Source organism: Bradyrhizobium vignae, assembly GCF_900324035.1.
Lineage (GTDB): Bacteria > Pseudomonadota > Alphaproteobacteria > Rhizobiales > Xanthobacteraceae > Bradyrhizobium > Bradyrhizobium vignae.
Window position 1 is genome coordinate 4,644,388 of record NZ_LS398110.1, and the last position, 13,682, is coordinate 4,658,069.

A 13,682-nucleotide genomic window follows, 5' to 3' on the forward strand; every position below is an offset into this window, starting at 1 on the left:
GCTAGAGCCGCGCGACCATAGCGATCGAATGGGTGGGATCAACCCCATTCGCCGATCTCAGCCCGAGCCTGTCCCAACAGCGTGGTAAGCACGGCCGAAATAGATCAAACTATCCGTATAGCATGACCTCTGCAGCGCGACCACGCGACAGAACAGCACGTCGTGCGTGCCGACATTGACCATGTGGGCGATCCGACAATCGAACGCAGCAGTGCAGTCGACGAGGAGCGGCGCTCCCGTCTCGAGCGTCGACCATGTGGCCGCGGCGAACCGCTCCTCGGCCGGCACCTTGCCGCCGAACAGGCGAGACAGCGGCTCGTGCCGCGCCGAGAGAACGTTGACGCAGACCGCCTTGTTGCGTGTCACGCTGGCATAGGCGGAAGACGCTCGGTTGATGCAGACCAGTAGCGTCGGCGGATCGTCGGTGACGCTGCAAATCGCAGATGCGGTAAACCCAGCGCGGCCCGCGCTGCCGTCGGTCGTCACGATACTGACGGCGGCACCGAGACAGGCCATCGCGTCGCGATAATCCTGAGAGGCCACGCTCCGCATCGTCATCCTCACGCCCCCGCCGCGGGCGGATATGCGAGTTCGCGCAGCACCTGCGCTAGCACGGAGGCGCCGGCGGCGACATGATCGGGCTCGGCCCATTCGTGCTCGACATGGCTCACCCCGTCGCGGCACGGGATGAAGATCATCGCGGCCGGACAGATTTTTGCGAGATGACGCGCGTCGTGACCGGCGGCCGACAGGATGTCCATGGCGGGGTGCCCCTGCTCCCGCGCCGCCTTCGCGATGCTCGCACGTAGGCGCGAATCGAAGACGTTCGACGGCGCATCGACGAGCGGCGTCACAGTAACCGAGCACGGCGGCGCCTTCTCTCGGCAAAGAGTGTTGATGCGCGCGCCGGCCGCGTCGAGCACCGCATTGTCAGGGTGACGCAGATCGATGCTGAAGCTGACGCGCGACGGCACCACCGACGGCGCGTTCGGCACGACGGCGATCCGGCCGATGGTGAACTTGATGTCGGCATCGATGGTGCCGATCTCGGAATGCAGCGCGGTCGCCATCCGGGCAAAAGCCGCGAGCGCATCGCGCCGCTCCTGCTGCGCCAGCGTGCCGGCGTGGCCCTCGGCACCCTCGAGCACGACCTGAAAGGTCTTCTTGCCCTGGATGCCGGTGACGACACCGATGGTGCAGCCGGCCGCTTCCAGCAGGGGTCCCTGCTCGATGTGTAATTCGAGATAGGCCCCGGCGGCAAAGCCGAGCGACCGGCGCGGCATATCGGGAAAAGCCTGGTGGAGGCGGTCGAGCGCCTCGCCGACACTGATGCCGTCTGCATCGCGCGCAGCGCGGATCGCGTCCATGTCGCGCTCACCGGTAAAGGCCTCCGAGCCCATCATGCCCGGCGCGAAGCGCGAGCCTTCCTCGTTCATCCAGGCGACGACGACGATATCGCGCGCGGGCTTGTCGCCCTGCCCGGCCAGCGAGACCACCGCCTCCAATGCCGCCATCACGCCGGCGGCGCCGTCGAACTTTCCGCCGGTCGGCTGGCTATCGAGATGACTGCCGAGCAGCAGCGGCGGTGCGGCGCGATCGCGGCCGGCCAGGGTCAGGAACAGATTTCCCGCAGCATCCGTTGACGGCGTCGAGCCCGCTTCGCGCGCCCAGCCGATGACGCGGCGCCAAGCCGCCATCTCGCCGTCGCTCAGCGCCTGACGGTTGACCCCGCCGGCCGGCGTCGCCCCGATCTCGGCGAGCGCCATCAAGCGGGTCCAGAGCCGATCGGCGTTGATCAGAGGCTTGCCCGTCATCGGCTACTTCGTGCGCATGATCTGACCCGGCAGCGCGCGTGGATCGCGCGGCAGCCAGCGTCCGGCCTCGACCTGGGCAATGAACTCGGCGAGCAGTGCGTTGAATGCCGCCGGCTCTTCGAGATTGAGCGTGTGGCCGGTCTTGGGAAAGACCGAGAGACCGCAGGCGGGAATCGTCTTCTTCAGGAAGATGCCGGGCTGCAGACAATGGTCGTCCTCATCGCCGACGATAACCAGCGTCGGCACCATCATCTTCTTCAGGCCGTCTTCGAGGTCATAGAATGACGGCCGCCGCGCCTGGACGCCACGCATCGTGTTGGCGGCGCCGCGGTCGGAATGGGTGGCGAGCCGATCGGCGAACTCCTGCCAGCCGCGCGGATCCTTGTTCTGGAACTGCACCCGGCTCGCACCGAGCGCATAGATCCTGGAAAACTCCTTCGCTCCCTGCTTCTCGAAACTGTCGGCGACTTCGCGCGAGACGCCGCGAAAATACTCCTCGAACTCCTTCTCGCAGCCATAACCGGCGCCGGCCACCGTGAGCGACAAAGCGCGCTCCGGCGTGCGAAGGCCGAAATGCACCGTACAGAATCCGCCCATGGAGAGGCCGACGATATGCGCCCTATCGATCTTGAGCGCGTCGAGCACGGCGACCGCATCATCAGCGGCGATCGCCTGCGAATAGGCCTCCACGCTGTCAGGCACGTCCGACGGCGGATAGCCGCGCGCGGCGTAGCTGATGCAGCGATGGCGCCGGCTGAAATAGCGCAGCTGCGGCTCCCAGCTTGCGTGGTTGCCGCCGAATTCGTGGATGAAGAGGATCGGCGTGCCCTCGCCGGCCTCTTCCACATGGAGCTTCACGCCGTCCTTCGTCGTGATCATCGTCATCGGCATCGTCCCTAGAATTGCGGCGGCAGATCGTTGAGCGTGCGCGCCTGCGCGACCATCTCCGGCAGCAGCGTGCACAGCTTTTCGACCCAGCCTTGCGGCACGGAGGTGCTGATCTTGACGAAGCGGTCGCCAAAACGCTGGGTGTGATAGGTGCCCTGGCGGATCATGATGCCCTGGCGGCGATAGCATTCGACCAGCGCTTCGGGTCGGATGCCCGCCGTGATGGTTTCGAGCACGAGGAAGTTGCCGTGCGAGGGCATGATCGGCAGCGCCAGGCCCTCGATCGCGGCTGCCGCCTCCTGGATCATCGCCTTGTTGGCGCGATCGGTGCCGCGGACCTTCGTCATCCATTCGGCCTTCACCGACAGCCCCGCCTGCGCCGCGCGCTGCGCGATGACGCTGGCGCCGAGCACGCTTGTGGAGGTCTGCGCCAGCTCCTCGAACAGGTCTGGCGCCGCGACGAGCGCCCCGATCCGCAGGCCTGCAAGCCCGAGCCATTTCGAGAAGCTGGTCGAGACCACCGAGCCTTTCGGGGCGACATGAAGGGCCGGCGTGTGGCCGTCGGCGAAATCGCGATAGGTGCAGTCGTGCACCAGCAGCGCGCCGCAATCGCGCGCGATCGCGGCAAAGCTCTCGATCTCCTCGCGCGTATAGCGGATGCCGAGCGGATTGTTGGGATCGACGAGATAGATGATCGCCGTGCGCTCATCGACATGCGCCCTCAAGGCTGCCGGCGTCAGGCGGTAGTTGCAGGCGGGATCGTAGATCGGGATCTCGATCACCTCGGCGCCCTGCTGGCGCGCGAACAGGCACGGCCATTTCCAGGTCGGATCGGTAGTGACAAGCGTGGTGCCGGGCTTGCAGCGTGCACGGCAGATCATCGCCAGTGCGTTGACGCCGCCCTCGGTCACCAGGGCCTCTGCGCCCGGCGTGCCGAGATCCGCGACGATCGCCTCGCGCAGCGCCTCGAAGCCGAGCGGTGGGGCATAGGCATTGAACTCGCCTGCCTCGATCGAGCGCAGCATGGCCTCGCGCACGGCGGGGTGGCTCTCGATATGGTTGGTGTTCTGGCCGAGCCAATAGAGTCCCGGCGTCGCCGAGAGCTCGTCGAAATAGCGGTTGCGGACCAGCGCCGCGGATTGAGGCTTCGACATCGACGCCTCAGATCACCGAGCCGCGCGCGGCGATGCCGCCGTCGATCGTCACCACGGTGCCGGTGATGTAGCCGGACCGCGGCGAGGACAGGAAGGCGACGAGATCGGCGACCTCTTCCGACGTCGCCGGGCGTTTGCCCGGATACTTGTCGAACAGCTCCTCCCAGCGGCTTTCGTCACCGAGCATGTCGATCGCCTTGCGCTTCATGATCTTGAGCATGCGGTCGGTCGCAACCGGACCCGGATTGACCGCGACCACGCGCACGCCGTGGTCGAGGCTGCGCCCGCCGAGCGCCTTGGTGAAGGACATCAGCGCCGCATTGCCGGTCGAGCCCGCGATGTAGCTCGCATCCCAGTTCTCGCCGGAATTGCCGATGATGTTGATGATGACGCCGTCCCTGCCCTTCATCCGCGGATAATAAAGGCGCGACAGCGTGATGTAGCCGAACACCTTGAGATCGAAGCCACGCCGCCAGGCGGCGTCGTCGAGGATCTCCAGCGAGCCGGCCGGGATGTCGCCGGCATTGTTGATGAGGATGTCGATGTCGCCGACTTCGGCCGCCAGCTTCTCCATCGCGGACGTGCTCGACAGGTCGAGCGCATAGATCGTGATCTTCACGCCATGGCGGGCTTCGAGCGCCTTCTTGGCCTCAAGCAGAGCTTCGCCGTTGCGGGCGGCGAGATGGAGATGACACCCCTCGGCGGCGAAGAGCTCGGCCACCGCCAGTCCAATTCCTTTCGACGCGCCGGTGATGAGGGCGGTCTTGTTCGTCAGCTTCAGGTCCACTCCGGGTCTCCAGGATGCAGGCTAGATATACAAGGCCTAGCAATTTGCATACCAAGAGGCCGAAGGGTCATTCGAAGGCGGCGAGGAAGTCCAAGAGGTTGTCGCCGAGCAGGTTGACGTGGTCCCGCATGGCGCTGTGCGCCCGCTCCGGGTCGTGGGCCAGGATCGCCTGCATGATCGCCTCGTGCTCGCGAACGGTATCGGCGATCCGGTTCGGCATTCGCGTCACCCGGCGGCGATAGGCGGCGACCTGATTGCGCAGCTTGCGGGTCTGATCGGCGAGGAAGGCGTTGCGCGAGGCCTCGTAGATCGCTTCGTGGAATTCCTGATTGATGTCGTAGAACACGTCGATGTCGCCGGTTTCGCCTGTCGCGACAAGTCGCTGGTGAATCTCACCAATTTCCGCACCCCAGGCCTGGGAGACGCGTCTTGCGGCCAGCCGCGCGCAGAGCCCCTCAAGCTCTGCCATGACCTGAAACATCTCTATCAGCGCCTGCGCCTTGATGCTGCGGACCGTCGCCCCCTGCCGGCCGCGCAGCTCGACCAGATTGTTCGCCGCCATCAGGCGGAACGCCTCCCGCACCGGCGTGCGGGAGACGCCGAAGCGCTGCGCGATCTCCTGCTCGTCGAGCCGGCTACCCGGCTCCAGACGGCCGGCTGCGATCGCGCCCTCGAGCCTCTGGCGCAGGCTTTCCGCGAGCGTCATGCCGGAGGTCGCGGTGAGGGTTTCATGCCCATTTTTGACGCGCTTGCCTGCGCCATGTGCACCAATACCCGCCATCATGTTTCTCCAATCTCAATATACGTATACATATTGGCGCTCCTATCCCCACGAAATGACCGGTTTTCTCCCGGAGATGCGGGTGCCGCCGAGATATTCGGCCGTCGTTCTCGCAAGTCTTATGCCTGATTTGCGCGAAAATCGCACTGGCACACGAGTTGCTAAGAGATTTCGACGCGGTCCTGCTTCCGTATGCGAATGACCGCCGCAATTATACAAGGATACCCCGGTGCAGGCTGCCCGCCTCCCCCATCCCGGCCCGGCCCCCGAAGCCCCGCAGGCTCAGCCCAAGCCTGAGCCGCTGCTTGAACTTCGCGCGATCAACAAGACATTCGGTGCTGTCGCGGCCCTGTCGGGACTTCAGGCGAACATCGCCCCCGGCGAGTTCGTCACCGTCGTCGGCCCCAGCGGCTGCGGCAAGAGCACCCTCTTCAACATCGTCGCAGGCCTGGAAGAGCCGGATGCCGGCGGCATCCTGCGCTTCGAAGCCAAGAGCTGCCATGCCGCCGACTTGCTCGGCCGCGTCTCCTTCATGCCGCAGCGCGATTTGCTGTTTCCCTGGCGCAACGTGGTGGACAATGCCATCCTCGCGCTCGAGGTCGAGGGGATGCCGCGCGATCAGGCGCGCGCCAAGGCGCTGAAAATGCTGCCCGAGTTCGGCCTCGCCGGCTTCGAGAAGCAATATCCCAATCAATTGTCGGGCGGCATGCGCCAGCGCGTTGCGCTGATGCGCACCTTCCTGTTCGAGCGCGACCTGATGCTGCTGGACGAGCCGTTCGGCGCGCTCGATGCGCTGACGCGCGCGATGATGCAGCGCTGGCTGCTCGACGTCTGGCAGAAATACCGCCGCACGATTCTTTTCATCACCCATGATGTCGACGAGGCGATCTTCCTCGGCGACCGCGTGCTGGTGATGACTGCGCGTCCAGGCTCGGTGAAGCTCGAACAGGTCGTTGACCTCCCCCGCCCGCGCCGCCCCGAGATCGTCACGTCCCCCGAATTCATCCGCCTCAAGCGCACGCTGCTCGATGCGATCGAGGAGGAAAGCATGAAATCGTTCCAGTCCTCCATCGCGCAGGAGAAGTCGCAGTGAACGCGATGTCAGCGAGAGAAGCGCACGGGATCGATCCGGCCGAGTGGGACGCCCGCGTCAAGCTCGCCGCCTGCTATCGCATGGTCGCCAAGCTCGGGATGGACGACCTGATCTATAATCACATCTCCATGCGCGTGCCCGGCCACGAGGATCAGTTCCTGATCAACCCCTACGGGCTGCTGTTCGACGAGATCACCGCGTCGAGCCTCGTCAAGATCGACACCAAGGGAAACAAGCTCGACGACACACCGCATGCGGTCAACGTCGCGGCCTTCGTCATCCATGCCGCGATCCACACCTCGAACCACGACGCGGCCTGCGTGCTGCACACCCACTCCGACGCGAGCGTTGCGGTCTCCGGGCAGGAGAAGGGCCTGCTGCCGCTCAGCCAGTTCGCGATGCGCTTCTACGAGCGCCAGGCCTTCCACGACTACGAAGGCGTCGCTATCGATCTCGACGAGCAGACGCGCCTGGTGCGCGATCTCGGCCCGCACAAGGTGATGCTGATGCGCAACCACGGCATCCTCACCGTCGGTCGGACGCCGGGCGAGGCCTTCATGCTGCTCTACTATTTCGAGCGCGCCGCGCGGATTCAGCTTCAGATGCAGGCGGCGGCCGCAGCCGGCGCCACGCTGGTGATGCCGCCGCACGAGGTCTGCGAGAAGGCCGCGCGCCAGTTCTGGGAATTGCAGGGCGACATTCTGGTCCCCGGCGAACGCGAATGGCCCGCCTTGATGCGCCAGCTCGATCGCACCGATCCGTCTTACCGCAATTGATTTTCACCGCCTGGAGTATGACCATGTTGAGCCGACGCCACGCCTTCTCCGTCCTCTCCGCCATCGCACTGGCGACCGGCTCGCTCGTCACGGCTGCGCCGGCAGCCGAGCCGCAGAAGGCGAGCCTGCGCCTGAAATGGCTGCCGCAGGCCCAGTTCGCCGGCTTCTACGTCGCCGCCGCCAAGGGCTACTACAAGGCCGAGAGTATCGACCTCACCATCAATCCCGGCGGGCCCAACCTGCTCACCGAGAACCTGGTCGCCACCGGCGCCGACACGTTCGGCCTGTCCGGCGGCACCGATAGCGTGTTCGCCGCCCGAGACAAGGGACTCCCAATCGTCTGCATCGGCGTGTCGCACCAGATCACGCCCTTCATCTTCGTCACCCGCAAAGATGGACCTGTGAAGACGATCCAGGATTTTAAAGGCAAGACCGTCACCACCTGGTTCACCGGTGCTAACCACGTGCTCAACGGCATGCTGGCCAAGGAAGGCATCAAGCCGGATGAACTCAAGATCCAGCCGCAGCAGGTCTCTGTCACTCCGTTCGTCGACGGTAGCGTCGATGTCGTCACGGCGACCTATTATAACGAGTTCTACACCATCCAGTCGCGCATGCCGAAGGACAGTCTGAAGACGTTCGTTGCCGAAGATTACGGCATCACCTTCCCGCGCGACACGCTGATCGTGGCCGAAGCGACCGCCAAGGAGAAGCCGGAGCTGGTCAAGGCATTTCTGCGCGCGTCGCTGAAGGGCTGGAAGGACGCCTTCTCCGATCCCAAGGGCGCCGTCGACACCGTGATGGCCGCAGCCCCGACGCTCGATCGGGCGCAGCAGGAGTTCATGCTCACCGAGGTGAAGCGCCTGATGACGTCAGGCGCGGCGGCAAAGAACGGCCTGTTCTGGATCGATGCCGACGCGGTCAAGACCGCTCACGACTTCTTCCTGAAGTATGGCGTGATCTCCAAGCCGCTGGATCTTGCCGCCGCCTATGACGCAAGCTTCATCCAGAGCGTCCCTGCGGCGGACCGGCTGCCGTGAGCAGCCCTGCCGCGACATCGCTCGGTGAGGCCGCCGCCGCGACGCGGTCGATCACGATGCCGGATTCGCTGCGCAAGCTGATTCGGCTCCTGCTCGGCCTCGCCATTGCGGCAGTAGTCTGGGAAGGTGCGGTGCTGCTGTTCGGTATCCGTCCCTACTATCTGCCGCGCCTCAGCACGATCCTGATGGCGATCGCGGCAACGCCTCGGGCCTATGTCGACGGTTTCCTCCGCACGCTCGCCGAGACGCTGATTGGCTTTGCGTCCGGCGGCGCCTTCGGCGTGCTCATGGGCATCGTGTTCTTCCGCGTCCGCGCGCTGCGCGAAATGATCTTTCCGATCTTCGTGGTGTCGCAGACCATTCCGGTCATCGCTTTCGGTGCGCTGGTGGTGCTGTGGTTCGGCAACACGCTGCTCGCCAAGGCGATCATCGCGTTCTATCTGACCTTCTTTCCGGTGACGGTGAACACGCTGCTGGGCCTCGATACGGTCGATCCCAAGCAGGTCGCGCTGATGCGCAGCTTCGGCGCCTCCAATCGCCAGCTCCTGCTGCGCCTTCAGCTTCCGACGGCAATGCCGCAGATCTTCGTGGCGCTGCGGCTCGCAGCATCATTGAGCCTCGTCGGCGCCATCGTCGGTGAATGGTTCGGCGACACCACCGGCCTCGGCGTGCTCTTGCTCCAGGCCATGTTCACTGAGAACGTCGTCGCGATCTGGGGCGCTCTGCTCGCCGCGGCCCTGCTCGGCACGGGCTTCTATGCGGTGGTCGCCGCGGTGGAGCGGCGGCTGGTGTTCTGGAGCGCCGAGCAATGAGCCGCGCGCTCGCCTCGCCTTCGCTCGCCGTCCAGCGCGGCATTCTCGGCGCCGTCATCCTGATCGCGTGCTGGGAAGGCATCGCGCGCGGACTGCATCTGCCGGCCTATGTTCTCCCCGCGGTCAGCGACATCTTGGTGGGTCTCTGGTCCAAGCGCGCGATACTCATTGACGCCGCCGGCTACACGCTGCTCGAAGCACTGGCGGGATACGGCCTCGGCTGCCTGATCGGCATCGGCCTCGCCGTCGCCATCGCGCTGGCGCCGGCGTTGCGCAGCGCGATCCTGCCGCTCGCGACCGCCATCAATTCGGTGCCTGTGGTCGGCTATTCGCCGTTGATCCTGCTCTGGTTCGGCATCGGCGTCAGCTCGAAGATCGTTATGGTGGCGATGGCGGTGAGCTTCACCATCCTGCTGTCGATGCTGGCCGGGCTCGACCGCGTCGATCGCCGCGCCGTCGACCTGATGAAGAGTTTTGGCGCGAGCCGCCTCAGCGTGCTGTGGCGATTGCGCCTGCCGACCGCTCTGCCGCTGCTGCTGGCGGGCATGCGCGTTTCCACCGTGCGCAGCGTGATCGTGGCGATCGTCACCGAGATGTTAGGGGCCCATGGTGGGCTCGGCTGGGTGATCTACCAGGCCGTGCTCCAGATCGACTTCGTCCAGGTCTGGTCCGCGATCTTCGTCGCCTCGGCGGCGAGCCTCGCCTTCTTCGGCCTGATCGGCTTTCTCGAGCAAAAAATCCTGTTCTGGACATGACGCCATGAAACGACAGATGCATCTCGGATTGTTCATCCTCGGCACCGGCAGCCACGTCGCGGGTTGGCGCTATCCCGGTGCAGTCGACAGTTTTCAGGACTTTGCGGCGATCCAGGAGATCGGCCGCACCGCCGAGCGCGGCAAGTTCGACCTGATCTTCATGGGCGACAATCTCTACGCCGATGCCGCCGCCCATCCCTCCTACGCGCTGCGGCTGGAACCGCTGACGATGCTGGCCGCGCTTTCGACTTCGACCAGCCATATCGGCCTTGGCGCGACCGTCTCCACCACCTACAGCGATCCGTTCTCGGTCGCACGCGTGTTCGCTTCGCTCGATCACATCTCCAATGGCCGAGCTGCGTGGAACGCGGTGACGACGGCGAATCCGGCAACGGCGGCGAATTTCGGCACGAGGCATCCCGACCACGCCAGCCGCTACGAGATGGCGGGCGAATTCCTCGATGTGGTCAAGGGCCTGTGGGATGGCTGGGCGGATGATGCCATCGTCGCCGACCGCGGCAGCGGCCTTTACATCGATCCCGCAAAGCTGCGCCCGATCGACCATGACGGCACCTTCTTCAAGGTAAAGGGCCCGCTCAATATCGGCCGCAGCCCGCAAGGCCAACCCGTCGTGCTCCAGGCCGGCGGCTCCGAAGCCGGACAGGCGCTCGCCGCACGCACCGCCGATATCGTGTTCTCGGTGGTGCAGGATATTGACGAGGCCAAGGCCGGCTATACCTCGTTGAAGGCGCGCCTGCCGTCGTTCGGCCGCAAGGCCGAGGACGTCACCGTGCTGCCGGGCGTGATGCCCGTGGTCGGCCGCACCGACAAGGAGGCGCTCGAGAAGCTTAACGTGCTCCAGAACTTTGTCAGCGGCAGCAACGCGCTCGCGATCCTGTCTGACCGCTTCGGCCGGGACATGTCGGCCTACGATCTCGACGGGCCGATCCCCGACATCGCGCCCTCGGATAGCTATCACAGTTTCGCCAGCGTCATGCTCGCCAAAGGGCGCCGCGAGAACATGACGCTGCGCGATCTCTACAATCTCACCGCCGCCGCCCGCGGGCATTGGGTGCTGTGCGGCTCGGCCGAGCGCATCGCCGACACGCTCCAGCTCTGGTTCGAGGAGCATGCCGCCGACGGCTTCAACGTGATGCCGCCCTATTTCCACGAAGGCTTCGAGGATTTCGTCCGGCTCGTCGTGCCGATCCTGCAGGAGCGCGGGCTGTTCCGTGCGGACTATGAGGGCACGACATTGCGCGATCATCTCGGCCTTGCACGGCCGGCGAATCCGTTCTTCGCGGCTTAGAGCACGCCGACGACGCGCAGTGCCTGCTCGAGCGCCTTTAGCTCGCCCGGTGTCGCCGCCGGCTGCGGCGGCCGCGCCGCATCGCACGACAGACGGCCGAGCCGCTTCAGGCAGGCCTTGAGCCGCACGGTCGCCCGTCCTCCCGGCGCATCCCGATAGATCGCGACAGCCAGCGGATAGAGCTTCTCATGTGCGGCGCGCGCCCGCTCCCAATCGCCGGCCTCCGCCGCATTCCAGAGGCCAACGATAAGTTCCGGGACGACGCAGGCAAGGCTGACCTGGCTGCCGGCCGAGCCGACGAGATAGCTGGTCAGCAGGTGCTCGTCGCCGGAGCCGAGCACGACGAAGTCCTGTCGCAGTTTCCGGATCAGCCTGAGATTCTGTTCGTAGGCCGCAACCTCCCAGCTGCCTTCCTTCACCGCAACGAAGCGCGGATCGGCAACGAGCCGCGTAAGCAGCGGCGGCGCGTAGGCCATCGCACCCGCGCCGACGGGCGCGGCGTAGAGCATCAGCGGAGCGGTCGTCGCATCACGGATGCGGCTATGATGCTCGATCACGCAGTCATCGGCGTGGCCGAGCGCCCAGCTGTTGGGCGGAAATACCAGCAGCCCGTCCGCGCCGGCCTGTTCCAGTGCAGCCGCCTCGCGCGCCGCTTCCAGGCTCGATTCATGATTGACCCCGGAGACGATCAGGCAGTCCTTCGGCGCGTGCTGGCGCGCCAGCTCCACCACGCGCCGCTTCTCGGCCAGGGACAGCACAAAATTCTCGCCGGCGTGGCCGTTGACGAGGAGCCCATTAATGCCGAGTGTGGACGAAACCGACGCGAGATGGTTTGCGAGCTGCGCCTCATCGATCTCGAAATCGGGCGTCATCGGCACGATGGTGGCGGCGTGAATGCCGCGCAGGCGGTCGCTGAATGTCCGCATCTTGGCCGATCAGTGAATGATCTGGTCGAGGAACGTCCGCGCCCGCTCGGACTTCGGATGCTTGAAGAATTCCTTCGGCGCGGCCTGTTCGACCACCTTGCCCTCGTTCATGAACACGATTCGGTCAGCGACCTCGCGGGCAAAGCCCATCTCGTGGGTCACGCACAGCATGGTCATGCCCTCTTCCGCGAGCTTCTTCATGGTCTCCAGCACTTCCTTGACCATCTCGGGGTCGAGCGCCGAGGTCGGCTCGTCGAACAGCATGATCTTGGGACGCATGCACAGCGCCCGCGCGATCGCGACGCGCTGCTGCTGGCCACCTGAGAGCTGCCCGGGGAATTTCTCGGCCTGATCGGGAATCCGGACTTTTGTCAGGAAATGCATGGCGAGGTCCTTGGCCTCCGCCTCGCTCATGCCGTTCGCGGTCATCGGCGCCAGGGTGCAGTTCTCCAGCACCGTCATGTGCGGAAACAGATTGAAACTCTGGAACACCATGCCGGTGTCGCGCCTCACCGCATCGATGTTCTTGCGCTGATGGTCGAGCTCGACGCCGTTGACGTAGATCAGGCCTTCGTCGTGCTTCTCGATGTGGTTGATGCAGCGGATGAGCGTCGACTTGCCCGAGCCGGAAGGACCGCAGACCACGATCTTCTCGCCCTTGGCGACCTTGAGATCGATCTGGTCGAGCGCGGTGAAATCGCCATAATGCTTGTAGACGGCCTCCATGCGAACCGCAGGCACCTCGCGAAGCTGCGGCTCCACTGTTGCACCTTCCGTCGTCGTCATCGATATCTCGCTCATGCGCGGGCCTCCACACTCGCCTGCGCAACCGGCGCACTCGTTCTGACCCGCCTGGTTTTTGCGGCACTCGATCGACCGAAATGCTTTTCCAGCCGGCGTTGCACCGCATCCCAGACCGAGGTGAGGATCAGGTAATATGCCGTTGCCGCCGCATAGACCTCGAGGATCTGGAAATGCTCCTGCATCAGCATGTCGCTGCGGCGCATCAGCTCCTCGACCGAGATCACGGAGGCCAGCGAGGTCGCCTTCAAGAGCGAGTTGATGGAGTTGCCGAGCGGCGGGATCATCAGGCGGAACGCCTGCGGCAGGGTCACGCGACGGAACGTGACCCAGGGCGACAGGCTGAGCGCCCAGGCGGCTTCGCGCTGCCCCGCCGACACCGCCATGAAGCCGCTGCGTACGATCTCGGCGAGATAGGCCGCTTCGTTGAGGATCAGGCCGATGAGCGCGCAGGTGATCACACTGAACTTGATGCCAAGCTGCGGCAAGCCGCTGTAGATCACCACGAGCTGGATCAGAAGCGGCGTGCCGCGGAAGAACCAGATGTAGAAGCGCGCCGCGCCTGCGAGCACCGGATTGGACGACATGCGCAGCAACGCGATGCCCATGCCGAGGATCAATCCGCCGACGACCGCCGCCACCGTCAAGCCGATGGTGACGAGCACTCCCTTCATCAGGAAGTAGTTGAAGAAGTAGCTGACGGCGGCTGTCGGACTGAAATGGCTCATCGGCTCGTCTCCGTAAGT

At 65.1% G+C, this 13,682-nt stretch carries 15 protein-coding genes; 6 read left to right on the plus strand and 9 right to left on the minus strand.

Features of this window, described 5'->3' with window-relative positions; all coding sequences use genetic code 11:
* Window positions 1–57: 57 nt before the first annotated feature.
* The 6 genes from BRAD3257_RS22710 to BRAD3257_RS22735 all read right to left on the minus strand — a co-directional run bounded on the left by BRAD3257_RS22710 (window position 58) and on the right by BRAD3257_RS22735 (window position 5,349).
* Window positions 58–552, minus strand: a complete 495-nt coding sequence (locus BRAD3257_RS22710; RefSeq protein ID WP_162500606.1) for a flavin reductase — start codon at window positions 550–552, stop codon at window positions 58–60.
* A gap of 8 nt (window positions 553–560) precedes the next feature.
* Window positions 561–1,814, minus strand: coding sequence for a Zn-dependent hydrolase (locus BRAD3257_RS22715; RefSeq protein ID WP_122403665.1), 1,254 nt, complete (start codon window positions 1,812–1,814; stop codon window positions 561–563).
* A gap of 3 nt (window positions 1,815–1,817) precedes the next feature.
* Window positions 1,818–2,699 (minus strand): alpha/beta fold hydrolase, encoded by an 882-nt coding sequence (locus tag BRAD3257_RS22720; RefSeq protein ID WP_162500313.1) that lies wholly within the window; start codon window positions 2,697–2,699, stop codon window positions 1,818–1,820.
* 11 nt (window positions 2,700–2,710) lie between these two features.
* Window positions 2,711–3,856, minus strand: coding sequence for a pyridoxal phosphate-dependent aminotransferase (locus BRAD3257_RS22725; RefSeq protein ID WP_122403666.1), 1,146 nt, complete (start codon window positions 3,854–3,856; stop codon window positions 2,711–2,713).
* 7 nt (window positions 3,857–3,863) lie between these two features.
* Window positions 3,864–4,643 carry an SDR family oxidoreductase gene (locus BRAD3257_RS22730; protein ID WP_122403667.1) on the minus strand — a complete coding sequence of 260 codons (780 nt, stop codon included), beginning with the start codon at window positions 4,641–4,643 and terminating at the stop codon, window positions 3,864–3,866.
* A gap of 67 nt (window positions 4,644–4,710) precedes the next feature.
* Window positions 4,711–5,349, minus strand: a complete 639-nt coding sequence (locus BRAD3257_RS22735) for a GntR family transcriptional regulator (RefSeq protein WP_162500314.1) — start codon at window positions 5,347–5,349, stop codon at window positions 4,711–4,713.
* 304 nt (window positions 5,350–5,653) lie between these two features.
* Between BRAD3257_RS22735 and BRAD3257_RS22740 the strand changes: the two genes are divergently transcribed.
* Genes BRAD3257_RS22740 through BRAD3257_RS22765 form a run of 6 tightly spaced genes read left to right on the plus strand, consistent with a single transcriptional unit; the run spans window position 5,654 to window position 11,209 of the window.
* Window positions 5,654–6,517, plus strand: a complete 864-nt coding sequence (locus BRAD3257_RS22740) for an ABC transporter ATP-binding protein (RefSeq protein WP_122403668.1) — start codon at window positions 5,654–5,656, stop codon at window positions 6,515–6,517.
* The gene (locus BRAD3257_RS22745) at window positions 6,514–7,293 is read left to right on the plus strand and encodes a class II aldolase/adducin family protein (RefSeq protein WP_122403669.1); all 780 of its coding nucleotides are present in this window, start codon (window positions 6,514–6,516) and stop codon (window positions 7,291–7,293) included. The genes BRAD3257_RS22740 and BRAD3257_RS22745 overlap by 4 nt, the downstream gene beginning before the upstream one ends.
* A gap of 23 nt (window positions 7,294–7,316) precedes the next feature.
* Window positions 7,317–8,333, plus strand: a complete 1,017-nt coding sequence (locus tag BRAD3257_RS22750; protein WP_122406722.1) for an ABC transporter substrate-binding protein — start codon at window positions 7,317–7,319, stop codon at window positions 8,331–8,333.
* Window positions 8,330–9,145 carry an ABC transporter permease gene (locus BRAD3257_RS22755; RefSeq protein WP_122403670.1) on the plus strand — a complete coding sequence of 272 codons (816 nt, stop codon included), beginning with the start codon at window positions 8,330–8,332 and terminating at the stop codon, window positions 9,143–9,145. Before BRAD3257_RS22750 ends, BRAD3257_RS22755 begins: the two co-directional genes overlap by 4 nt.
* On the plus strand, window positions 9,142–9,900 hold the full coding sequence (locus BRAD3257_RS22760) for an ABC transporter permease (protein WP_122403671.1): 759 nt from the start codon (window positions 9,142–9,144) through the stop codon (window positions 9,898–9,900). The genes BRAD3257_RS22755 and BRAD3257_RS22760 overlap by 4 nt, the downstream gene beginning before the upstream one ends.
* Window positions 9,901–9,904: 4 nt before the next feature.
* Window positions 9,905–11,209: an LLM class flavin-dependent oxidoreductase gene (locus BRAD3257_RS22765; protein WP_122403672.1), complete on the plus strand. Its 1,305-nt coding sequence runs from the start codon at window positions 9,905–9,907 to the stop codon at window positions 11,207–11,209.
* On the opposite strand, the gene BRAD3257_RS22770 is transcribed toward BRAD3257_RS22765, so the two are convergent.
* The 3 genes from BRAD3257_RS22770 to BRAD3257_RS22780 are packed head-to-tail and all read right to left on the minus strand — an operon-like array spanning window position 11,206 to window position 13,664.
* The gene (locus BRAD3257_RS22770) at window positions 11,206–12,135 is read right to left on the minus strand and encodes a dihydrodipicolinate synthase family protein (RefSeq protein WP_122403673.1); all 930 of its coding nucleotides are present in this window, start codon (window positions 12,133–12,135) and stop codon (window positions 11,206–11,208) included. The genes BRAD3257_RS22765 and BRAD3257_RS22770 overlap by 4 nt on opposite strands.
* 9 nt (window positions 12,136–12,144) lie before the next feature.
* Window positions 12,145–12,936 carry an amino acid ABC transporter ATP-binding protein gene (locus BRAD3257_RS22775; RefSeq protein ID WP_122403674.1) on the minus strand — a complete coding sequence of 264 codons (792 nt, stop codon included), beginning with the start codon at window positions 12,934–12,936 and terminating at the stop codon, window positions 12,145–12,147.
* Complete coding sequence (locus BRAD3257_RS22780; RefSeq protein WP_122403675.1) at window positions 12,933–13,664, minus strand: amino acid ABC transporter permease; 732 nt, start codon at window positions 13,662–13,664, stop codon at window positions 12,933–12,935. The genes BRAD3257_RS22775 and BRAD3257_RS22780 overlap by 4 nt, the downstream gene beginning before the upstream one ends.
* Between the last annotated feature and the right edge of the window lie 18 nt (window positions 13,665–13,682).

Bases quoted from the DNA above. Each gene is read 5' to 3' on its own strand.
- BRAD3257_RS22715 (WP_122403665.1), bottom strand. From the start codon at position 1,814: ATGACGGGCAAGCCTCTGATCAACGCCGATCGGCTCTGGACCCGCTTG.
- BRAD3257_RS22760 (WP_122403671.1), top strand. From the start codon at position 9,142: ATGAGCCGCGCGCTCGCCTCGCCTTCGCTCGCCGTCCAGCGCGGCATT.
- BRAD3257_RS22725 (WP_122403666.1), bottom strand. From the start codon at position 3,856: ATGTCGAAGCCTCAATCCGCGGCGCTGGTCCGCAACCGCTATTTCGAC.
- BRAD3257_RS22735 (WP_162500314.1), bottom strand. From the start codon at position 5,349: ATGACGCTCGCGGAAAGCCTGCGCCAGAGGCTCGAGGGCGCGATCGCA.
- BRAD3257_RS22720 (WP_162500313.1), bottom strand. From the start codon at position 2,699: ATGACGATGATCACGACGAAGGACGGCGTGAAGCTCCATGTGGAAGAG.
- BRAD3257_RS22765 (WP_122403672.1), top strand. From the start codon at position 9,905: ATGAAACGACAGATGCATCTCGGATTGTTCATCCTCGGCACCGGCAGC.
- BRAD3257_RS22710 (WP_162500606.1), bottom strand. From the start codon at position 552: ATGCGGAGCGTGGCCTCTCAGGATTATCGCGACGCGATGGCCTGTCTC.
- BRAD3257_RS22770 (WP_122403673.1), bottom strand. From the start codon at position 12,135: ATGCGGACATTCAGCGACCGCCTGCGCGGCATTCACGCCGCCACCATC.
- BRAD3257_RS22780 (WP_122403675.1), bottom strand. From the start codon at position 13,664: ATGAGCCATTTCAGTCCGACAGCCGCCGTCAGCTACTTCTTCAACTAC.
- BRAD3257_RS22775 (WP_122403674.1), bottom strand. From the start codon at position 12,936: ATGAGCGAGATATCGATGACGACGACGGAAGGTGCAACAGTGGAGCCG.
- BRAD3257_RS22750 (WP_122406722.1), top strand. From the start codon at position 7,317: ATGTTGAGCCGACGCCACGCCTTCTCCGTCCTCTCCGCCATCGCACTG.